The organism is Allobosea sp. 01N443, assembly GCF_056399325.1.
Map to the genome: position 1 here is coordinate 15,327 of NZ_JBFTRC010000038.1, position 20,894 is coordinate 36,220.

Below are 20,894 nucleotides of genomic sequence, written 5' to 3' on the forward strand. Positions count from 1 at the left end.
CGGCTCAGTGGCCCTTGCCGGCCGGCAGAGTGATCTTGTCGACCCAGGCGATCCCCATGGCCGAGAAGATGAAGACGACGTGGATCACCGTCTGCAGGATGACCCCGGTCTCGGTGTAATTCGTCACCCGCCCCGTATTGCCGATATTGCCGGCCTCGATGAAGGTCCTGAGCAGGTGGATAGACGAGATGCCGATGATCGCCATAGCGAGCTTGATCTTCAGGACGCTCGCATTGACATGGCTCAGCCATTCCGGCTGATCGGGGTGACCATGGAGCTTCAGGCGCGAAACGAATGTCTCGTAGCCGCCCACGATGACCATGATCAGCAGGTTGGAGATCATCACCACATCGATCAGCCCGAGGACGACCAGCATGATCTGCTGCTCGCCGAACTGCGTCGCATGTGTAACGAGGTGGACCAGTTCCTTCAGGAACAGGAAGACATAGACGCATTGCGCGACGATGAGGCCGAGATAGAGCGGCACCTGCAGCCAGCGCGAGCCGAAAATGATCATCGGCAACGGCTTCATCGCCTCGGCAGGGGGCAGCGTCGGGTTCTGGTGCAGCATAGAGTGGTTCCGGATGCGGGAAGGGATCGTGTTGCGAAGCAACATCATGCCGTCGCTAGATGGTGCGGAAGCGCCTGCGAGACAAGCGCCAATCCTGAGYCGAACTTTGCATCGAAATGCTGAAATGCGATGACGAAGCGCCGTAAGGATGAAATTTCACGGATCTTGACGGTCGGGGCTTTCACGCCGTCGCCTTGCACTATAAAATTGCCATGGATTGGAGGAACACTGGCGTTCCTCTCACGTTCGAGAGGAAAGGAGAAAGTTTCGTCATGATCAAGACCCTCGCCATCGCCACCGCGCTGCTAGGAGGCGTCGTTCTGACCGCCCCGGCGAGCGCCGCGCCGTTGAGCGCGACGACTGGCTCAGCAGCGGCTGTCGCCGAATCGGGCAAGGATCTGATTCAGAGCGTGCAGTACCGGAGATATTACGGCCCCGGCTACGGCTACCGCGGCGGCTATTATCGCGGCGGACGCGGTGCGGCCGTCGGTGCCGGCATTGCAGCGGGCGCCATCGGCGCACTGGCAGCTGGCGCATTGCTTGCGCCTGGTCCGGTCTACGCCGCTCCGGCCCCTGTCTACGGCGGCCCCGTCTATGGTGGCCCGGTTTATGCCTCCCCGGATGCCGATGCAGTCGCCTATTGCGCGCGCCGGTTCCGCAGCTACGACCCCGAGACCGGAACCTATATCGGCGCGGGCGGCGTGGTGCGCGCCTGTCCCTGAGCGCTGACGCGCATTCAGCGCCACGACATCGAGCCTCTCCATGGCGACATGGGGAGGTTTTTGATGGGGAGATGTGCTGTTTGGGCACGGATACTGACGCCATTTGGCATGACCGGCACCACTGCAGGGTTGTCAGCGGCCGATCTCTGACGCTTATTCAGCCCTCGACCTGACTCGGAGCCAGCCCGTTGCGCATTGCCACCTGGAACGTCAATTCGGTCCGCCAGCGGCTTGGCCATCTGCTCGATTTCCTCAGGGAATCCGAGCCCGACGCCCTATGCCTGCAGGAGCTGAAATGCGTCGACGGGGATTTCCCGCGGCGCGAAATCGAGGAGGCCGGCTGGCAGGTCGAGACCCATGGCCAGAAGACCTTCAACGGCGTCGCGATTCTCAGCCGCGCCAGGCTCGAGGATGTCCGCCGCGGCTTGCCGGGAGACGATGCCGACGAGCAGGCTCGCTATCTCGAGGGCGTGCTGCCCTATGCCGGTGGCGTAGTCCGTATCGCCTCGATCTACCTGCCGAACGGCAATCCGCCCAATACCGAGAAATATCCCTATAAGCTTGGCTGGATGCGCCGCCTGACCGCCCATGCGCAAATGCTGCTTGCCCAGGAAGAGCCGCTGGTCCTGGCCGGCGATTACAACGTCATCCCCGAGCCACGCGATGCACGCGACCCCGCGGCCTGGGTCGATGACGCGCTGTTCCTCCCGCAGACCCGGGCCGCCTTCCGCGGGCTCGTTAATCTCGGTTTCACCGAAGCGCTCCGCTCGACCACGGATTCCGGCGGGCTTTACACCTTCTGGGATTATCAGGCTGGCGCCTGGCAGCGGAACAACGGCATCCGGATCGACCATCTGCTGCTTTCGCCGCACGCTGCAGACAGGCTTGCCGCTGTCTCGATCGCCAAACATGTCCGCGGCTGGGACAAGCCGTCGGATCATGTGCCGGTCATCGTGGAGTTGAAGGCAGCGTGATCAGCGCGTCCTTGCGCGGCTATTGCCCGGACCAAGCGTCGTCCGCGTCGCATGGAACGGCTTGTCAGTAGCAGACCAATACGCGGCGAGCGACGGCGTAACCCCACTGGTCGTAGTGCTGCTGCCACGCATAGTAGCAGCCGTCATTGTAATAGGTGTTGTAGTAATAGGGCGCCCCGACGCCGAATGCGAAGGCCGGGCCGACGAAGAACCGGTTATGGTTGAACCGCTGTTGGTGGAAGAAAACCGACCGACCGGCAAAGACTGGGCGGGCAAAACCGGGATGGGCGAAACCGCCCCCTCCGAAGCCAGCCATTCGGCCGCCGCCGCCGTGGAAGGCCATGTGGAAGCCTCCGCCACCGCCATGGAAGCCTCCGCCACCCTGGAAGCCGCCGCCGCCGCCGAACCGCGCCTCGGCTGGCGCCGACCATGCGATGACACCGACTGCCATGACCGCGGCGAAAGCAGCGGCAGTCGTCTTGGTGATGCTGAGCATTGAGGTCATGACGAATCTCCCATCAAGTGAGCCTCGCCTTGCGGTGAATCTCCGCCTTACCGCATGAACATACGATGAACATTGATCCGTGTTCAGGCCTCGGACAAGCCGGCGCCATCACATCTCGGTGTGCGCCCGTTTCGCCCGGCGCGGCCCGCTTCCGGAATTGTGCGGCCGCCGAAGAGCAGACGGCGCGCGCCAGAAAACCGGCGCGGTTCGCGGCAGCTCCGACTGGCGACATCCGGAGCCGGGGCGCGAGCAACGGTTTTCCCACGCAACGACAAGGCGAGGATGTATGCAGGGCTGAAGGAGAGAGCGATGCGGTGGGCACGGCAGGGCGTACTTGCCCGCCATGCGTTACGCCGCCGCGTGGGGCGGCCAGAGACGTCGGTGTACGGCTTTCAGCGTTCGCTGGAGCGGCCTGCAACCTGCTGGCGCTCAACCAGCGATAGCGCCGCGTTGCGGTCACTCACGGAAGCCGCAGCGAAGGCCGCGTCATAGCGCTCGAAGATCCAGGCTTCACGCGCCGGATCGGCAGCATCGCGTGCCAGAGCCAGCCACATCAGCCCTTGTGAGACCTGACGCGGAACGCCATCGCTGCCACGAACCAGCATGTCGCCAAAAACGGCACGCGCCGGCACATGCCCCTTCTCGGCTGCAAGCTTCATCCAGCGCGCTGCCTGCCGCTGGTCGCGGCCGGTGCCCTGCCCGTTCATGTAGAGCCGGGCAAGATTGTACTGCCCGTCGGGATCGCCGAAATAGGATGCGGCATAGTGGAACATATCGAAGGCCCGGTCGATATTGGGCTTCACATAGGAGCCCTTGATGCCGTCCGTGAAATAGCTGCCGAGCGCTACGAAGGCGCTGCCAACGATACGCCCGTCGGCCGTGCCGGGAATCGCATCGGCATTCTCGTCCGCAATCTTCGAGAAGTACTCGAAGGCCTTCAGATCATTGCTGGGAACGCCTTCGCCACCGGCATACATCCGGCCGAGCTTGTACTGGGCAGTGAGGTGGCCGTGAGCCGCGGCATATTCGAGCGCGCGCACGGCGCCGGCCTGATCACCAGCCGTCGAATCGCGCATCCAGGCCTTCAGCGCATCGCGCGCGCTGGCGAAGGGCGCCAACGGCAGCGCGGCATGCGCGGCGGGAGCGTTCGGCGCAGGCGCCAGCACGCGGCCATTGGGGAGGGCCTGCAGGCCCGCGGGAGGCGGCCCCTCGGGCTCCGGCAGCGGAGCGCCCGGAATCGAGCGCGGCGGGATCGGTGCCCGGCCCATGACATCCTGCGACCAGGCTGCCGACTGGCAGCCCAGGATCAGTAATGTTCCAGCTATGATGGTCTCAGATATCCGCATAGCAATGGGTTTCTGCCGCCCCTCCTGGGTGGGTCACGGCCCCGCCCTTGGCGGAGCCGACCGTTTGCGCGTATTTCCACAGCGCGCCCGAATTGTAGTCGGTCCTGCGCGGTTTCCAGGCCTTACGACGCTCCTCAAGTTCGGCATCAGAAAGGCGGCACGCGAGCTTTCCTGTGATGGCATCGAGCTCGATAATGTCACCATCGCGGATGAGGCCGATCGGCCCGCCAACGGCGGCTTCGGGGCCGACATGGCCGACGCAGAAACCGCGGGTCGCGCCGGAGAATCGCCCGTCCGTGATCAGCGCGACCTTGTCGCCCATGCCCTGGCCGTAGAGGGCCGCGGTCGTCGACAGCATCTCGCGCATGCCGGGGCCGCCCTTGGGGCCCTCGTAGCGGATGACCAGCACGTCGCCGACCTTGTACTCGCGATTGGTGACGGCCCTGAAGGCGTCCTCCTCGCAGTCGAAGCAGCGGGCCGGCCCGGTGAAGACCAGGCTCTCGGCCGGCATGCCCGCGATCTTCACGATCGCGCCCTCAGGGGCGAGATTGCCCTGCAAACCGACGACACCGCCATTGTCGGACAACGGCTTGTTGGCGGGGCGGATTACGTCCTGCTCATCGTTCCACTTCACCGAAGCGAGGTTTTCGGCAATCGTGCGGCCGGTCACGGTCATGCAGTCGCCATGCAGGTAGCCATGGTCGAGCAGGGTCTTCATCAACAGCGGAATGCCGCMGACTTCGAACATGTCCTTGGCGACATATTTCCCACCTGGCTTCAGGTCGGCGATGTAGGGGGTCTTCTTGAAGATCTCGGCGACGGCGAAGAGATCGAAATCGATGCCGCATTCATGTGCGATCGCCGGCAGGTGCAGCGCACCATTGGTCGAGCCGCCCGAGGCCGCCACGACCATGGCCGCATTCTCCAACGCCTTGCGGGTGACGATGTCGCGCGGGCGGATGTTCCTGGCGATCAGCTCCATCACCATCTCGCCGGCGGTGTAGCAGAAGGTGTCGCGCACATCGTAGGGCGCAGGCGCGCCACAGGAATAGGGCAGCGCAAGGCCGATAGCCTCGGCAACCGTCGCCATGGTGTTGGCGGTGAACTGGGCGCCGCAGGAGCCCGAGGACGGGCAGGCTGCCTCCTCCAGTTCCTTCAGGTCCTCGTCCGACATGGCGCCGACGGAGTGTTTGCCGACGGCCTCGAACACGTCCTGGACGGTGACCGGCTTGCCCTTGAAGGTGCCCGGCAGGATCGAGCCGCCATAGATGAAGATCGACGGCACGTTGAGGCGAACCATCGCCATCATCATGCCCGGAAGCGACTTGTCGCAACCGGCAAGGCCGACCAGCGCGTCATAGCAATGGCCACGCATGGTGAGCTCGACCGAGTCGGCGATGCATTCGCGCGAGGCCAGCGACGACTTCATGCCCTGGTGGCCCATGGCGATGCCGTCGGTCACCGTGATGGTGCAGAACTCGCGCGGCGTGCCCGCGGCCGAAGCAACGCCCTTCTTGACGGCCTGGGCCTGGCGCATCAGCGAAATATTGCAGGGAGCCGCCTCGTTCCAGCAGGACGCAACGCCGACGAAGGGCTGCGCGATCTGCTTCGAGGTCATCCCCATCGCATAGTAGTAGGAACGATGCGGAGCGCGCGCCGGCCCGACGCTGACATGCCGGCTGGGTAGCTTCGACTTATCGAAAACGCGCGCGTCCATTCTACCTGTCCTCGCTCCACCCTGCGCTTGCAGTGCGCGGCAGATGTGCCACGCAGCCCGCGCCAGGCGCAACGTTCAGTCTCTTTGCAGGCTCGGGAAGGACATAATCTTCCAACCGGACAAACCCGACTTTAAATCATCTAAATCTCAGTGACTTAACGTCCCTCTTTGCTGGGGGCGCTTTGTGGCGGCATCGCGGCATCTGATCCAGCTCAGGACAGCGCGCATGCGATGCCTCAGCGGTGTTGCCACGATGTCACAATTTGAGGAACCGCAGCTCAGAGAACCATGGGCAGGACGAAGAACCCGCCAACGACCACCACGAGCAGAAGCGTCACGCTGAGCGGCAGGTGCCTCTCGATGAAGATGCGGATGTTGTCGCCGTAGAAGCGTAGCGCGAGCGCGATCATGGCGAAGAAGGTGACGCGTGAGATCACCATGCCGATGGTGAACTTCCAGATGTCGAAATGCAGGAAGCCCGACATGATCGTGACGATCTTGAACGGGATCGGCGTCAGCCCCTTGGTGACGAGCACCCAGAACCAGAAATCCTGCGAACTCGAGATCAGATGGGCGGCCTTGTCCTGAAGCCCGTAGATGCTGATCAGCCAGACGCCGACGGATTCATACAGGAAGGCGCCGATCGCATAGCCGAGATAGCCCCCCGTGACGGCGCCGAGCGAGCAGATCCCGGCGTAGAACCAGGCCCGGTCCGGCCGCGCGATGCACATCGGCAGCAGCAGCGGAATCGGAGGCAACGGGCTGACCGAGCTCTCGACAAAAGTCAGGGCGAAGAGCAGCCACGGCGCGGCGGGGTGGGATGCGTAGGAAACGCACCAATCATAAGCTCGCTTGAGCATGCGTCGGTTCAGTGTCTCGTGCAGTGGATCGAACGGCGCATGGCAGACTTGCACCCCGCGCGCATCTAATCGTGTCCCCGGGAATTTGCCAGAGGTCTCTTAGTTCAAGGTCAATTTGGCGACCGATTCATGTCCTGATACGGGCAGCGCAGACAGCGGTTCATTTCGGCGACATCCCCGGTTTTCCGGCCTCGACGACGAAGCTGGCACGGGTCGAGATCGCGGCTCCGGCAGTGGTAACCCGGTCCAGCACGCGGTAATCGGCCTGCCAGCCGCCTTGTGAAAGGGTATGGCGCATGTAGCCGCGCTGATTGTTGAAGAACCCGATATGCGGGTTCTTTTGCAGGGCGACCTGTCCCGCCTTTGTCGTGTCGGCTCCGTCGCCGCCCGAGGTGATCGAGGTGGCGACGAACTCGACGCCAAGCGTCCTGGACTTGGGATCGGCGAAATTGGCCTTGAGCTCGCCCGCCCAGTTCTGGTGGATGTCTCCGGTGAGCACGACTGCGTTGGCCGTGCCAGCGCTCTCCAGCGTGTCGAACAGACGCTGGCGTGCCGCCACTGCACCGTCCCATTTATCCATGCTGTAGCCGACCTTCCTGGGGTCGGGATCGCGGTCGTGGCGCATCACCATGACCTGCTGAGCCAGCACGTTCCATCGCGCTCTCGAACTGCGCAGGCCCTCGGCAAGCCAGGCCTCCTGCTTTTCGCCAAGCATCGTGTTTTCAGGCTTCAGCGCGTCAGCGCAGGCTGCGTGCGAGCCATCTCCGCAAGGCTGGTCCGAGCGGAACTGGCGGGTGTCGAGCACATCGATCTGGGCCAGATCGCCATAGAGGAAGCGCCGATAGGCCTGGATCGAAGGACCGCTCGGGATCGACGCCCGGCGCAACGGCATATGCTCATACCAGGCCTGGAATCCGGCAGCGCGGCGCAGCGCGAAGATCTCCGGGGGAACATTCTGCTCGGAGACCAGGCCTGCAAAATTGTTGTCGACCTCATGATCGTCGAACGAGACCAGCCACGATGTCGAGGCATGGGCCAGTTGCAGGTCGGGATCGGATTTGTAGATCGCATAACGATGCCGGTAGTCGGCGAGCGAATAGATCTCGTCGGGATCTCCGGGCATGACGCGCGCGACAGCCAAGGGCCGCTCGTTCGGCCGCACCATGCGGTACTCGTAGATGTAGTCGCCGTAATGGTAGATGAAATCGAAGTGCTCATCCGCAACATGGCGAAAGGCGGTGAAATGGCCGTCCTCGTAGCGCTGGCAGCCGAGCACACCGAAATGGACCCGCTCAACCGACACATTCGCCGACGGGAAGGTACGGGCACGGCCCGTGATGGTGCGCTCGCCGCCGCACGTGAAGCGGTAGAAATAGTCGCGGTTCGGTTCCAGCCCGGAGACCTCGACATGGACGGCGTGGCCAAGCTCGGGCCGGGCCAGGGCCGAGCCGCGTTGCACGATCTGGCGCATATTCGCCTCGGCACCGATCTCGTAGGTGACCTCGACAGCCTTCATGGGCATGCCGCCATTGCGCGCAAGCGGCAGGGGCGCGAGCTTGGTCCAGATCACGAAGCCATCGGCAGACGGATCGCCCGAGGCGATGCCGAGCCCGAAAGGATAGGCAGCGAAGACCGGATTGGCCCAGACCCGCTGGTCGAGCACAGCGCCGCCGGTGAGCAACAGGCCCGAGGCCGCAAGCCCCTGCAGAAAACGCCGGCGCGAGGGCGTACCCGCTTCCGTCAGGAAGTCATCGACAAGGAACCGATCGAAGGCATTGCGGCGAAACATGGCAGGGCTCCAGCAAGCGCGTTTGGAACCCTACCAGTCTTTGCATAACGCGGGAGTGACGCGCTACCGGGCTATTGCAGCCGCACCAGCGCTTCGCCGATCTTGACCTTCCGTGCCTCGGCCTGCGCCTTGCGCTCGCGGTTTTCCTCGACGACCTCTTCCGGCGCACGAGCGACGAAATCCGGATTGCCGAGCTTGCGCTCCACCGCGAGAATGTCCTGGTCGAGCTTGGCGAGCTCCTTCGTCAGGCGCGCCCGCTCCGCGTCGAGGTCGATGATGCCGGCGAGCGGCAGAGCCGCGACTTCGCCACGCACGATGATCTGGGCGGATTGCGGCGGGGCGATCTCGGCGAAGCCGATCGCGGAGACGCGCGCCAGCCGTTCGATCATCGGAGCCCAGGCTTCGATCGTCGCCTTGGTCGCAGCACTCGCCTTGACCAGTACCAGAGGCGCTTGCGCGCCGGCCGGCACATTGGTCTCGGAGCGGACCGAGCGGATATCGGAGATCAGATCGACGACGAAGCCGATCTCAGCCTCGGCCGCCTCGTTCGTGAGGCCGGCAAGCTCGGGCCAGCGCGTCAGGCAGACCAGCGCGGCATCACCCTTGGCAAGCTTGCGCTGAGCCCCCTCTCCCGCCTTCACGGCCCAGAGCTCCTCGGTGAGGAACGGCATGAAGGGGTGGAGAAGCTGGCAGATCAGGTCGATGACATGGGCAACGGTCGCCTGTGTCTCAGCCCGCTCCGCTGCGGCTGCACCGTCGCCCTGCAGAACGGGCTTCGCCAGCTCGAGATACCAGTCGCAGAACTCGTTCCAGACGAAGCGATAGGCGGCGCCTGCCGCTTCGTTGAACTTGAAACTGGCAATGCCGGCCGCGATCTCGTCGGCGGCCCGGGCCGCCTCGCTGAGGATCCAGCGATTGAGTTGCTGCGTGACCAGAGCGGGATCAAAACCCTCGACGCGCTGGCAGCCATTCATCTCGGCGAAGCGCGAGGCGTTCCAGATCTTCGTTGCGAAGTTGCGATAACCCTCGACACGCGAGGTCGCGAGCTTGATGTCGCGCCCCTGCGCCGCCATGGCAGCGAGCGTGAAGCGCAGGGCGTCGGCACCATACTTGTCGACGAGCGTCAGCGGATCGATGACGTTGCCCTTCGACTTCGACATCTTCGCGCCCTTCTCGTCGCGAACGATGGCGTGGATATAGACGTCCTTGAATGGCACCTCGTCCATGAAGTTGAGGCCCATCATCATCATCCGGGCGACCCAGAAGAAGATGATGTCGAAGGCGGTGACGAGCGTCGCCGTTGGGTAATAGCGCTTGAGCTCCGGCGTATCCTCCGGCCAGCCCAGCGTCGAGAACGGCCAGAGCGCCGACGAGAACCAGGTGTCGAGCACGTCCTCGTCGCGCGTCAGCGCAACCGGGCCGCCGTAATGGCCGACCGCCAGAGCCTGTGCAGCGGTCTCGGATTCGGCGACGAAGCACTCGCCATCCGGTCCGTACCAGGCCGGAATCTGGTGCCCCCACCACAACTGACGCGAGACGCACCAGGGCTCGATGTTCTCGAGCCAGTCGTTATAGGTCTTGGTCCAGCTATCGGGCGTGATCTTGGTGCGCCCATCCTTCACGGCCTTGAGCGCGCGTTCCGCCAGCGGCTTGACGTCGACATACCACTGATCGGTCAGCCAGGGTTCGATCACGACATCGGAGCGATCGCCATGCGGCACGGTATGCGCATGCGGTTCGATCTTCACCAGCAAGCCGCGCTCTGCCATCAGTGCAACGACGAGACGGCGGGCAGCGAAGCGGTCGAGGCCGTGCAGAGCCTGCACCGCCTGCTCGGGCTTGGCGCCGGCCAGGAAGTCCTCGTTCGCTTCGAGAAGCATGCGCGCTTCGCCGTCGAGGATGTTGATGACCGCAAGCTTGTGGCGCTTGCCGACCTCGAAATCGTTGAAGTCATGCGCCGGCGTGATCTTGACCGCGCCTGTGCCCTTCTCCGGGTCGGCATAGTCGTCGCCAAAAATCGGGATGACGCGCGCAACCAGCGGCAGGATCGCGTTCCGGCCGATCAGGCCCTTCAGCCGCTCGTTCTCGGGGTGCACCGCGACGCCGGTATCGCCCAGCATCGTTTCCGGCCGGGTCGTCGCAACCGTGATGAAGGTCGAAGCGTCGTCGAGGTCGTAGACCACGCCTTCGAGGGGGTAGTTGAAATAATAGAGATGCCCGCTCGGATCGCGGTTCAGCGCCTTGTCGAGCTTGGCGGAGTCGAATTCCTCCTCGCCGCCGCGCTGCCATTTATACGAGCCGGTCTTCTCGACCTGCAGGACCTCAAGATCGGAAATGGCGGTCTGGAATTTCGGATCCCAGTTCACCAGCCGCTTGGCGCGGTAGATCAGCCCCTGCTTGTGCAGGGAGACGAAGACCTTGAGCACGGCCGCGCTCAGCCCCTCGTCCATGGTGAAGCGCTCGCGCGACCAGTCGCAGGAGGCGCCGAGCCGCTTCAGCTGGTTGACGATGGTGCCGCCGGACTCCGCCTTCCAGCGCCAGACCTCCTCGAGGAAGGCCTCGCGGCCCATGGTCCTGCGGTTGGTCTTGTTCTCGGCGGCAAGCTTGCGCTCGACCACCATCTGGGTCGCGATGCCGGCATGGTCGGTGCCCGGCTGCCAGAGCACGTCCTTGCCGCGCATGCGCTCGAAGCGGCAGAGCACATCCTGCAGCGTGTTGTTGAGCGCATGGCCCATATGCAGGGAGCCAGTCACGTTCGGCGGCGGAATGACGATGCAATAGGGCTCAGCGCCCGGCTCGGCGCCACGCCCTGCCCGGAAGGCCTCGGCCTCTTCCCAGGCCTTGCTGATGCGCGCCTCGACGGTGGCGGGCTCGAATGTCTTGTCCATCATTGCTTCGCTCGAACGCAAAATGGCCGGGGAAAGCCCCGGCCGAAGGTCAGGCCAAAAGGTCGTTGGTCTTAAGAGCCCATGCGTGGGCGTCCCGTCAACGCTTTCGACAATGCGGATGTCAGGCCGCGCTCGACTCCAGGAACCAGAGCGCCTTGTCGAGCGCCCGAGAATAGCCGGTCAGGATATCGGCCGTGTCCGCATCGCCAGCCTCAGCCGCGGTGTCGATCGCGGTGCGGACGGTCTTGGCGGTCTCGGCGTAGCGCTCGATCAGTTCGGCGAGGTGATCCTTCACCGCAACGATCTCTGTCGGATAGGGCTTCAGCGTCGTGCCCGACGCGACAGTCTGCGTTGTGCCCAGCGCAATCCCGCCAAGCTGTGCCACGCGCTCTGCGACTGTATCGACATGGGTATCGAGCTCGGCGCGGAAGCCATCGAGCATCTCGTGGATAGCGATGAAGCCCGGGCCCTTCAGATTCCAGTGGGCCTGCTTGGTGACAAGCGCAAGATCGATGCCGTCCGCCAGGCGGGCATTGAGCAGGCTGATCATTGAGGTTTTGGTGTTGGACTTCAGATCGATGCGTGACGTCGGCTTCTTCATGGTCGGTCCTCGCGTTGAGACTCGCTGAAGGTGGCGTCGGGCTCGCGAAACTGTCTGCCCCCGAGGACGGCTTCGCACTCCTTCGGATCCGAATCAGGCACGCCCCGGCGCAATCGTCAAACGACGGAGATACGGAACCACGACCTGTCTCAGCGGTTAGGCCTTCATCGATCAGATTGTCCCCGCCCCTCAAGCACAGCAGGATGACCGGATGAAGCTCCTCGTTCACAGTCTCGGAGCATGGCTCGCCGTCGAAGCGGCTTCGGGACGTTTTTCACGCCCTGTCGCGGTCGGCCTGGCGATGCTGGTCTCACGACTTGGCGGGCCAACCGCCGCGTTGACCCTCGCCGGGTTCGCCATCAAGCAATTGCACGATGCCGGCGCCTTTGACGACATCCGAGTGCCCCAACGGGTCCACGGACGGCTGCGCGGGCGTTAGATCATCGGACTGGATTTCGTATCCGGGCGGATGAACCGACCTTCTGTGGTTGCATCGAGACTGCAATCCACCTTTCAGGCCGATACCTTAGCCGACCAACCTCGTCTTGGTGAGCGGGAAATGCCTCAGTGCCGGTTACCGCGGGCGACGCGTTCGATTTCGGCGCGCACCAGACGTTCCACCATGGTCGGCAGATTGTCGTCGAGCCAGGTCTTGAGCATCGGCTTCAGCATGTCCTTGACCAGATCCTCGAGCGTACGCGCGTTGTTGGTCAGGACTGTGTGGGCGAGCGCACCGAAGGCATTGTTCACGGCGGAGCCGGCCTGTTCCGAAATCAGAGCAGCCATATCGAGCGATGGCGGCGCGGACTGTGCCGGGACGAAGGCTGGCGGCACGAACATCTGCGCCGGCGGCTCCGATTGCGGCTCCGGCTTGAACTCGGGCTCGGCCGCTTCGAGGAAATCGACATCCAGGCTGGGCTGAATGGCCACGGCCGGAGGCTCGGGCTCAGCCATCGCCGGTGATACGACCAGGCTCGCCTCGGCTCCGAGATCGAGCACGTCGTCATCGATCTCCTCGACGAGCTGCAACTGGGGCGCCGCGGGTGGCGGCTCTGGCGTCGGCGCAGGTGCGCTAGCCTCGGCGGGCTTGACCTCGTCATCCGCGATGATCCGGCGGATGGAGGCGAGAATCTCCTCCATCGACGGTTCGTTGGGCTTGGGTTGCGCGCTCATGCTGGGTCCGACCACTCGACACCGGGCGCGCGGATCGAATCAAACGCAGCCCCAACGTTGAGTATTCCACGCAAAGAGCGCCAAGCAAGGCAGGTTCCGGCCCACCCACAGGAGAAATCCGGTCTGTTGCCGGAATGTCTCCCATCGATCAGCGCGCAAGCCCGCTGCACAACAGAGCGGGCGGACCACAACAGAAACGGGGGCCGCAGCCCCCGTCGTTAACCGTCAAGGCTGTCTCAGCGGCCGTCAGGAACCTGGGTGCCCCAGAGCAGACCCTTGACCTGATCGTAATGCTTGCGGGAGTCGTAGACCGCGGTCTTGAGCTTCAGCGTCTCAGCCGAAAGCCGGCCGACGGCCGAAAGCACGGCATAGGATGCGACGACCCGATCTCGCTGCGCCGTCACCAGCGTCGACCGGGCAATCACCAGTTCCTGCTGCGCGTTGAGCACGTCGAGCGTGGTACGCTGACCGACCTTGGCCTCCTCGCGGACGCCTGCAAGCGCGGTCTCAGCCGCCTGAACCTGTGCCTGAGCCGCAATGATCTGCGCCTTGGCGGCATCAAGGGCGCCCCAGGCGGAGACGACCGCAGCACGCACGGTGTCGCGCGACGTGTCGACGTCGATCCGGCGCTGGCCGGCCGTCTCCTTGGCCTGCCGGGTCCGTGAGTAGACCTGGCCGCCCTCATAGATCGGGATTGTCAGCGTCGCCACAGCGCTCGCCGAGAAGCGATTGTCACCAAAAAGCTGGCTGTCATAGCGCTGCGCGACCAAGCCGCGCACACCCACGGTCGGATAGAGGTCCGCTTCCGTGACCTTCACCTGCAACTCCGCCGCATCGACGCCGTGCAGAGCCGCGATGACCGCAGGATGCCCGACCAACGCGATGTCAAGCGCGGCCGGCAGCGACTTCGGCAGCAGGTTCTCGATGGGACGTCCAGGCGCGAGCTGCTTTGGCTCGACACCGACATTCTGGCGGAAGCGCGCGATGCTGGTCTTGAGGTTCGATTCCGCCAGAATCTCCGCGGATTGCGCCTGCGACAGCCGGGCTTCTGCCTGCGCCACGTCGGTCCGGGTTACTTCACCGACTTGAAATCGGTCGCGCGTCTGGCGCAGCTGCTCCTCGAGAACCTCGACGTTGTTGCGGTTCAAACTGAGAATCGCCGTGTCGCGCAGCACGTTCATGTAGGACGTGGCGGCATCGAGCAGCACGTTCTGCTCGGTATTGCGCAACGTCGCCCGCGCACCCAGCACCTGCGATTCCGCCTGGCTGACAGAGCTGCGGGTCTTGCCACCGTCGAAGATGTTCTGGTCGATCTGGACGCCTGCGCCACGCGGCGCCAGGCGGGACGTGCTGTTGCCCTGTCCGGGCTGATTGGCGTCAAGCAGGCTCGCGCCGATATCCGCCGAGGCGGTGATGCGCGGCCGGTAGCCGGACAGTGCCTGGGGCACGTTCTCGTTGGTGGCGCGCACCAAGGCGCGCTGCGAATTCAGCGTCGGGTTGCCATTATAGGCCCGCGCCAGCGATGCATCCATCGTCTGCGCAGAAGCCGTCGTGATCTGGCTGGCGGCCAAAACGGTGGCCAGAACCGCAGCGAGACCGTATCCGGCCGACTTCCGCCTAATTTCTTTTTCGTTCACGTGGACGCCTCTTGTGCGGACTCAAGTCTCGCCCAGGCATCGCCCCAGCCTCGGCATAGTTGTAGTGATTCATACCCGGAGCCGCGGCCCGCGCCAATCTCACCAAGGCGCGAACAATCGTTTCCATGGCGCAGTGCCGCATAAATGCGACACTGCCGAATCAAAATTCGAAACTCGGAACGCGGCGGAATTCTTCCAAAACAGGCGCGGCAGCATCGAAAACCGGCCTCGCCGACATGGTTTGGGCGCTCTTTTGATAAAGCTGCACCCGCGCGGCCCGCCCCTGCCCCTCGACCAGGATCAGCCGGCCGTTATCGTTGACGAGACCAAAAAGGCTCTCTGGAACGGTCTCGCAGGCGCCGCTGACGAGAATCGCGTCGAAATGAGATTCGGCAGGCCGTGTGGCGCTGAGCGTGACGCCAACAGCGCCAGCCAGCGCAAGCGCGCCACGAGCCTGATCCAGGGCAGCCGCATCAGGCTCCCAAAGCGTGGCGACCGCGCCCATATCCGACATCAATGCAGCGCCATATCCCGTGCCGCCGCCATATTCGAGCACGCGCTCGCCAGGCTGAATGCCGAGCATCTGGATCATCCGCACGATCACCATCGGCGTCATCAGCGCCCGGCTCGTACCCGGCAAGGCGACAGACTGATCGAGATAGGCAAGGTGGGAGAGTTCGGCGGGAAGAAATGCTTCGCGCGGAACGCGGTCGRCAGCCGTGAGAACCGCACGGTCCGTCACGTCATAGGTCCGCAACTGGCAATCGACCATCATCCGGCGCAGCTCGGTGAAGCTGTCCATATCCTCAATCTCCGTCTGCGCGGCGCGTGTTCGCCGTCCTCAGCTTTTGTTCGAGGCGGTCGCAAAAGGCAAGATGGCCGCGGCAGGACACCGGTTCGGCTGCAGCGAGTTCTCACAGCTGAGGAGCACATGCGCGCCGCATCCACAGACGACCTGACGGCGTCGTCGCGAGGCAATCCGGCCAAGATTCGACCGGCAGGATTCTGCCGGCGACATCTCGATTGATCTGCGATCGCGGCCTCTGAATCAGACCGGTTTGGATTCGGTCATTCTGCCCAATAGCGATCGCTCAGCGATCCCTCGATCCTGATCATGACATCGAGAGGGCTCGGCCCATCCTCTACAGGCAGCTCCGCGCCCGCGCCGTCKATCGGCGCCTGGCGGCCACGCCCTGATCAACGAACCTCGGCGGATCGTGGTGAGGGGATCGCGCAAGGGCGGACGCGCATTACGCGCCGACATGCCGAGAGCTCGGATCAGCAAAAGCGCATAAGATTCTGAAATCGCGAGCCGACACGCTGCCGCCCCCTCGTAGAGGAGATGGCACACGGGCATCAATTTCATGAATGTAAGAAGTGTTGGCTCCCGGAGCAGGATTCGAACCTGCGACCAATCGATTAACAGTCGATTGCTCTACCGCTGAGCTATCCGGGACCGATGGCCGGGGTAATAGCGACGCCTTTGTCCGGGCGCAAGCCCTTTAAGACACTTCGATGGCAGGAATTCCGCTCATCCACAGGTGACCATAGGTCATCATGACGAATGCTGCTGTTCCCGGTTGCGGGCCGGCGCGCCATGTGGTTATAGGCGGCCCTAGGACATCACCGCAGCGTGACTGTCCCCGGATGGCCTCGTGGCGGAGTGGTTACGCAGAGGACTGCAAATCCTTGCACCCCGGTTCGATTCCGGGCGAGGCCTCCAACCTTTCTTTCAGCCGTTGATTTTCTTCGTGTTTTTCGGCTGATTGTCCCGCGCAGGGTCCACTCCCTGCCCCGGCGGGACAATTTCGTTCCCGTTTTCAGCCCGGCCGACAGTGATTTTCGCGGCTCCTGAGCCTGCCAAACGGCGACGATTCGCCTTCTTCGTATAGATCTGGGCCTGCTTCGCGGATTCCCAACCGAACGTTGCCATCAGCTCATGTTCGCTGGCGCCGTTGTCGGCGGCGCTCGTCGCGCCCGCCTTGCGCAGGCCGTGGCTGGAACAGTGATTCAGCCCGATCGCGTCGCACCATTTGCGCATGCGGTTGCCGAGCCCCTTCACCGAGAACGGCTTGTCCCATTCGTTGATCAGCAGATGCAGATGCCCCTTTGACGAGACGCGGGCGGCGCCGATMGCCGTCTGCAGCTCGGGCGCCACCGGCAGCGAGACGACAACGCCCTTCTTCTTCGTCTTGATCGTGAGCCAGCCATCGCGGATGTGCTGGCGGCCGATCACGGCCGCGTCGGAGACGCGCAGGCCCGTGTAGAGCATGATCGTCAGGCAGAGATTCGCGGTGGTCCCGGGCGGGTAGTGCGCGAAGAATCGGTTGATCTCGTCCTCGGTCCAGGTGTGGTGCCCTTCCGTCTTCGTCGGCATACCCTTCACGCCGGCGGCCGGGTTCGCGCTGGCGTGCTTGTATTCCGTCGCGAACTCAAAGAGGTGACGCATCGCCTTCAGGAAGGTGTTCGCGGCAGCGGGCGTCTCGGCCCGGCGGTCCCTGCCCCGTCGAATCACGTTCTCGGTGATATCCGCGATTCTCTCCTCACCAGCCGTCGCGGCGACGCTCTTCAGGATGTTGCGGCGTGCGCCCTGCGTCGCCTCGGCCAGGCCCTTGAAAGCGGCACAGCGATAGTACTCGTCGATCAGCCAGGCGAGAGAGCCGCGGCTGTTTGCCTTCGAGATGGTGCCGTCCGGCCGGCGCGGCGCGGCGCGCTTGTCGATCGCCGCCTGATAGGCCGCCATGAATTCCGGGCCGCCAAGCGTGCCCGGCAGGCGAATCTTTGGCTCGCCCGGCAGCCGCAGATAGTAGCGGGTCAGCCCCTCGGAGCGGTCGATGGTGACGTGCTTCAGTCTAATGTTCGCCATAGGCTCCATTAGACGATGATCTCCCGCTTGCGATCGTTGGTATCGCCCGGAGCGATACCAGTTGACCCGCCCGGCAGATCGTCAAAGGCGCGATCGAGCTCGCGCAGATCCCAGATGCGGCGGCGATCGATGGCTTTCGCTGGCGGCATGCGCCCGTCCTCGACCATCTCGAGGAATTTGCTGACCGAAACACCGATGTAGTCAGCAGCCTCAGCGCAGGAGAGTCCGCGCCTCGGAGCTGTTGGGCGCCGGCTGGCATCGTCGGAGGCGAGCAGGACAGCGTGAGYCATGGTCAGCGCAACTCCTCGCAGGTCGGGCGAATCGCCACGTCGAGTGCCGCCTTTTCGCCTGCTGCGCGTTCGCTCACAGACCCAGCCTCCCCTGGCCTTCGGGCGCGCCGATCGGGCGGGCGTCGATGGTGCGTTCGGGCTCGAAGAAGCCGAGCCGGCCGTTGCAACGCTGGAAGGGCAGCGGCTTCGCGTTCCGGAGCAGGAAGCCGTAGTCGCCGACGAACCACTCGCTGTCGCAGCGGGTGACGCAGCCATGAATTTCGGCAATGCCGACGATACCGCCGAGCTCGGCCTGCTGGACGGAGTAAAGCAGGTTGAGCTTGCTCGGCCGGCCCGTGGCCGGGTGAATGCCACCGACGAGCCGGTTATGCGCCTCGCGGTCGAGCTGCAGGCCGGTGTGGATCAGGAACTCGCCGCGGTACTTCGTCGACCAATCGCGGTTCTCCACATCCTTGTGACCATTGACGATCAGCCAGGCCCAAGGCTGGCGGATGGAAAGTGCCAACACCTCAAACGGCTCCCAGCTGCTGCTGCATGCGGATGTGCTCGATCTGACGCAACTTGCGGGCGCCAATCTCGATACGGACGGGATCGGCACTCGCGACATCCATGCGGGCGGTGTGCTCGGAGGGGCCGTATTTGTCGGTCAACACTGCGCCGGCGGCGACGGCCTTGGCCTTCATGCCAAGGCTGATGTCGAAGTGAACCCAGGAGGCATCGCGATGCTTGCCGAAGGACAGGGTCGGATGACCCTGTATCCATTTGCGCGCCACGCCGATCCGGTCGGCCATAGCGAGCATCTCGTCGAGCGTGTCGGCCCACATGTGGCACATGATCATGGTGCGAGCTGTGGCGAACGCTTTGAACGCGTGCCGCACGTCGTCGACATAGACCGTCATCAGTCGTCACCGACGCCGGTGACGACGTGGTCCGCGTCGACAATGAACTTGGAACCGCAAGCGTAGGCGGCGAAAACGAGCTTCTTGTAAGGATCGTGATCGCTGAAGACGACGGTGTGCTTGGCGTCTTTCCGATCAATCACCAAGTAGAAAATCTTGCCTTCCGAGCTGACGCCGATCTGCAGCTCGCACTCGCGTGTCTTCTTCCCAGAATCCGGATCGATATAGATCCAATGCCCGCCGTAGTCTGTGTCCTCCACTTCGCACGTGATGCTGGTTCCCCAGCGCTCGCGCTCCAGTTGCTGCTTGACCAGCACTTCGACCAGGGTCGACAGCTTCACCTCTCTCGGCGCCAACGACAGGATCTCTGTCATCTCGGCGGCGAGGCGCTCGTTGACGAGCGTGCCGAGCACCTCGTCCATCTTTGACCGCAGCACGGCCATGACCATGTTGCCGTAGGCGGGCACGTCGAGGCGGTCGCCGATCGCGAGCGAATTGGTGACGGCCTTTTCGATCTGCTTGCCGACATCGCCCCAGCGGAAGGCGTTATCGACGGCGGATTTCACGCTGACGCCGATCTTCTCCTCGACCAGCTTGCGGATTGCATCCTCGCTGGTCTGGCGGTGAACCTCGGCAATGATGGCGTCGGCCAGTGCGTTTTGTTCGGTCATGACAGGGCCTCGAGGATGAAGCTGGTGGAGATGGCGGAGGCAACGGCCGCAATCGCGGCATTGCCAGCGGCGGCGCCGAATTCGCGGCACCGGAACTGGTCGGGCAGCGCAGCGGCGTAGCTGCCCGCGGCGCCGGCCATGATCAGGGCGAAAGCCAGATAGAGCGCGGCGTCGATCATGCGCGCCTCGCGGGTGGCTTGATTTCTGGCCCTTCGACATGGCCGACGATCAGCTGGGCGACGGCGAGGCCGCGGCGCAGGACCGGGAAATCGCCGGCCTCATGCTGCTCATGGCCGAGCGCGGTCCATTCCGAGCGCGGAGCGTCCCAGCGCAGCAGCCACATCGCGTCCTGCGCGTCATAGCCAAGGAACTGGCCGGGCGTGCCGGTCGTTGGCAGACCGGGAGCGACGGTGATGCGGAACGGCTTCATGACGACGCACGCATCGTCTTGGCGGCGGCACGCAGAACAGGCGCTGGCGAGGCAGGGATCGTGATCTCAAAGCGGGCGCCGGCGCACATGGCGACGCGTTGCTCCGCTGTCAGGATCTCGCGCTTGCCCGCATGATTAGGTGCGCTGACCAGGCCTTCGGCTTCCATTCGCTCCATGAGAGCCGCCGCCTTGTTATAGCCAATCTGCAGCGTGCGCTGGACGAAGGACGTGGAGCCATTGCCTCCCTCCGCGAGCACGATCGCCTTGGCATGGGTGTAGAGCATCTCGTCATCGGCGCCGAAGGGCCGGCCGCCGAGAGGTGGGCTCGGCTGCGGGCGGCGCGGCGGAGCGCCCGCTGTCTCACCTACCGCGGTGAGATAGATCTCTATCAGTGCATCCTCTTCCTGGCGCTCGCTCAGGTCACGTTTGCGGAGCGCGACGACCTTGCGCAGGATCTTGACGTCAAAGCCGTTGCCTTTGGCCTCGGCGTAGACCTCCTTGATATCGTCGGCGATCGACTTCTTTTCCTCCTCCAGCCGCTCGACGCGCTCGACGATGGATTTCAACTGGTTGTTGTTGAGCGGGTCATCCATGGCTGCGCCCCCTCTCGGCGAGCAGCTCGGCGACGCTCTCACGGCGCGCGGCGATCAGGGCGCGCAAGGGCTCAAGCCGGCGCAGGCGCRTCAGGATCTCGGTGGCGCGCGTTTCGGCGCGTGCGGTTGCGGCCCGTGCCTCGGCGATATCGGCGAGCACCGCCTCGCCCTCGGCCATCAGGCGTTCGCTCTCGATCTCGATGACGCCAAGCGCCGTCTGCATCTCCGCGAGGATGCGCTCGGCCGAAGGTGGCAGGCGCGGGGCTTCCAGATGCGAGACGAAGCGGCCGTGAATGGCGCAATAGAGCGAACGACCGGCGTCGGTCAGGCGTGCAACCTCGATTGCGAGATCACCCATCGGG

At 64.1% G+C, this 20,894-nt stretch carries 23 protein-coding genes, 2 tRNA genes and 1 pseudogene; 4 read left to right on the plus strand and 22 right to left on the minus strand.

The window, feature by feature from the left end; translation table 11 throughout:
- Window positions 1-4 precede the first annotated feature (4 nt).
- Window positions 5-571: a TIGR00645 family protein gene (locus tag AC1DRP_RS12450; protein WP_441489899.1), complete on the minus strand. Its 567-nt coding sequence runs from the start codon at window positions 569-571 to the stop codon at window positions 5-7.
- A 272-nt stretch (window positions 572-843) separates the two neighbouring features.
- Between AC1DRP_RS12450 and AC1DRP_RS12455 the strand changes: the two genes are divergently transcribed.
- Together AC1DRP_RS12455 and xth are read left to right on the plus strand one after the other, a co-directional pair.
- Window positions 844-1,293 carry a BA14K family protein gene (locus AC1DRP_RS12455; protein WP_441505821.1) on the plus strand — a complete coding sequence of 150 codons (450 nt, stop codon included), beginning with the start codon at window positions 844-846 and terminating at the stop codon, window positions 1,291-1,293.
- A gap of 188 nt (window positions 1,294-1,481) precedes the next feature.
- Window positions 1,482-2,267: an exodeoxyribonuclease III gene (xth, locus tag AC1DRP_RS12460; protein WP_476768610.1), complete on the plus strand. Its 786-nt coding sequence runs from the start codon at window positions 1,482-1,484 to the stop codon at window positions 2,265-2,267.
- 64 nt (window positions 2,268-2,331) lie between these two features.
- Here the strand turns inward: xth and AC1DRP_RS12465 are convergent, their stop codons facing one another.
- From AC1DRP_RS12465 to dps, 7 genes are all read right to left on the minus strand, one after another.
- Window positions 2,332-2,772, minus strand: coding sequence for a hypothetical protein (locus tag AC1DRP_RS12465; protein ID WP_441505823.1), 441 nt, complete (start codon window positions 2,770-2,772; stop codon window positions 2,332-2,334).
- A gap of 392 nt (window positions 2,773-3,164) precedes the next feature.
- Window positions 3,165-4,040, minus strand: coding sequence for a tetratricopeptide repeat protein (locus AC1DRP_RS12470; RefSeq protein WP_476768611.1), 876 nt, complete (start codon window positions 4,038-4,040; stop codon window positions 3,165-3,167).
- A gap of 64 nt (window positions 4,041-4,104) precedes the next feature.
- Window positions 4,105-5,835 carry a dihydroxy-acid dehydratase gene (ilvD, locus tag AC1DRP_RS12475; protein WP_476768612.1) on the minus strand — a complete coding sequence of 577 codons (1,731 nt, stop codon included), beginning with the start codon at window positions 5,833-5,835 and terminating at the stop codon, window positions 4,105-4,107.
- 278 nt (window positions 5,836-6,113) lie between these two features.
- On the minus strand, window positions 6,114-6,695 hold the full coding sequence (locus tag AC1DRP_RS12480; RefSeq protein ID WP_441505826.1) for a YqaA family protein: 582 nt from the start codon (window positions 6,693-6,695) through the stop codon (window positions 6,114-6,116).
- 160 nt (window positions 6,696-6,855) lie between these two features.
- Window positions 6,856-8,484 (minus strand): alkaline phosphatase D family protein, encoded by a 1,629-nt coding sequence (locus tag AC1DRP_RS12485; protein ID WP_476768613.1) that lies wholly within the window; start codon window positions 8,482-8,484, stop codon window positions 6,856-6,858.
- 71 nt (window positions 8,485-8,555) lie between these two features.
- Complete coding sequence (locus AC1DRP_RS12490; protein ID WP_441489892.1) at window positions 8,556-11,375, minus strand: valine--tRNA ligase; 2,820 nt, start codon at window positions 11,373-11,375, stop codon at window positions 8,556-8,558.
- 118 nt (window positions 11,376-11,493) lie between these two features.
- On the minus strand, window positions 11,494-11,973 hold the full coding sequence (gene dps, locus AC1DRP_RS12495; RefSeq protein WP_441489891.1) for a DNA starvation/stationary phase protection protein Dps: 480 nt from the start codon (window positions 11,971-11,973) through the stop codon (window positions 11,494-11,496).
- A 211-nt stretch (window positions 11,974-12,184) separates the two neighbouring features.
- Between dps and AC1DRP_RS12500 the strand changes: the two genes are divergently transcribed.
- Window positions 12,185-12,412 carry a hypothetical protein gene (locus tag AC1DRP_RS12500; RefSeq protein WP_441489890.1) on the plus strand — a complete coding sequence of 76 codons (228 nt, stop codon included), beginning with the start codon at window positions 12,185-12,187 and terminating at the stop codon, window positions 12,410-12,412.
- A 125-nt stretch (window positions 12,413-12,537) separates the two neighbouring features.
- On the opposite strand, the gene AC1DRP_RS12505 is transcribed toward AC1DRP_RS12500, so the two are convergent.
- The 4 genes from AC1DRP_RS12505 to AC1DRP_RS12520 all read right to left on the minus strand — a co-directional run bounded on the left by AC1DRP_RS12505 (window position 12,538) and on the right by AC1DRP_RS12520 (window position 16,239).
- A complete protein-coding gene (locus AC1DRP_RS12505; RefSeq protein WP_476768614.1) occupies window positions 12,538-13,146 on the minus strand; it encodes a PopZ family protein in 609 nt (202 codons plus the stop codon).
- Between the two features lie 236 nt (window positions 13,147-13,382).
- Window positions 13,383-14,783 carry a TolC family outer membrane protein gene (locus AC1DRP_RS12510; protein WP_441489888.1) on the minus strand — a complete coding sequence of 467 codons (1,401 nt, stop codon included), beginning with the start codon at window positions 14,781-14,783 and terminating at the stop codon, window positions 13,383-13,385.
- A 160-nt stretch (window positions 14,784-14,943) separates the two neighbouring features.
- Window positions 14,944-15,585 (minus strand): protein-L-isoaspartate O-methyltransferase family protein, encoded by a 642-nt coding sequence (locus AC1DRP_RS12515; protein WP_476768615.1) that lies wholly within the window; start codon window positions 15,583-15,585, stop codon window positions 14,944-14,946.
- A gap of 579 nt (window positions 15,586-16,164) precedes the next feature.
- A tRNA-Asn gene (locus AC1DRP_RS12520) sits at window positions 16,165-16,239 on the minus strand.
- A gap of 193 nt (window positions 16,240-16,432) precedes the next feature.
- On the opposite strand from AC1DRP_RS12520, the gene AC1DRP_RS12525 reads away from it, so the two are divergent.
- Window positions 16,433-16,506, plus strand: a tRNA-Cys gene (locus tag AC1DRP_RS12525).
- Window positions 16,507-16,515: 9 nt separating this feature from the next.
- On the opposite strand, the gene AC1DRP_RS12530 is transcribed toward AC1DRP_RS12525, so the two are convergent.
- The 10 genes and pseudogenes from AC1DRP_RS12530 to AC1DRP_RS12575 form a co-directional block, all read right to left on the minus strand.
- Complete coding sequence (locus AC1DRP_RS12530; protein WP_476768616.1) at window positions 16,516-17,658, minus strand: tyrosine-type recombinase/integrase; 1,143 nt, start codon at window positions 17,656-17,658, stop codon at window positions 16,516-16,518.
- Entirely contained in the window at window positions 17,658-17,939 is a 282-nt protein-coding gene (locus AC1DRP_RS12535; protein WP_476768617.1) for a helix-turn-helix domain-containing protein, read from the minus strand. Before AC1DRP_RS12535 ends, AC1DRP_RS12530 begins: the two co-directional genes overlap by 1 nt.
- Window positions 17,940-18,012: 73 nt before the next feature.
- The gene (locus AC1DRP_RS12540) at window positions 18,013-18,447 is read right to left on the minus strand and encodes an ASCH domain-containing protein (RefSeq protein WP_476768618.1); all 435 of its coding nucleotides are present in this window, start codon (window positions 18,445-18,447) and stop codon (window positions 18,013-18,015) included.
- Window position 18,448: 1 nt separating this feature from the next.
- A complete protein-coding gene (locus AC1DRP_RS12545) occupies window positions 18,449-18,838 on the minus strand; it encodes a DUF4031 domain-containing protein (protein WP_476768619.1) in 390 nt (129 codons plus the stop codon).
- Window positions 18,838-19,509, minus strand: a complete 672-nt coding sequence (locus tag AC1DRP_RS12550) for a hypothetical protein (RefSeq protein WP_476768620.1) — start codon at window positions 19,507-19,509, stop codon at window positions 18,838-18,840. The genes AC1DRP_RS12545 and AC1DRP_RS12550 overlap by 1 nt, the downstream gene beginning before the upstream one ends.
- A complete protein-coding gene (locus AC1DRP_RS12555) occupies window positions 19,506-19,688 on the minus strand; it encodes a hypothetical protein (protein ID WP_476768621.1) in 183 nt (60 codons plus the stop codon). Before AC1DRP_RS12555 ends, AC1DRP_RS12550 begins: the two co-directional genes overlap by 4 nt.
- Window positions 19,685-19,939, minus strand: a complete 255-nt coding sequence (locus tag AC1DRP_RS12560; protein WP_476768622.1) for a hypothetical protein — start codon at window positions 19,937-19,939, stop codon at window positions 19,685-19,687. Before AC1DRP_RS12560 ends, AC1DRP_RS12555 begins: the two co-directional genes overlap by 4 nt.
- The gene (locus AC1DRP_RS12565; protein WP_476768624.1) at window positions 19,936-20,223 is read right to left on the minus strand and encodes a DNA translocase FtsK; all 288 of its coding nucleotides are present in this window, start codon (window positions 20,221-20,223) and stop codon (window positions 19,936-19,938) included. Before AC1DRP_RS12565 ends, AC1DRP_RS12560 begins: the two co-directional genes overlap by 4 nt.
- Window positions 20,224-20,301: 78 nt before the next feature.
- Window positions 20,302-20,532 (minus strand): annotated as a pseudogene (locus AC1DRP_RS12570) (DUF2312 domain-containing protein); the annotation flags it as partial.
- A partial coding sequence (locus tag AC1DRP_RS12575) for a hypothetical protein (RefSeq protein WP_476768623.1) occupies window positions 20,525-20,894 on the minus strand: 370 nt, incomplete at its 5' end. The gene AC1DRP_RS12575 and the pseudogene AC1DRP_RS12570, both read right to left, overlap by 8 nt.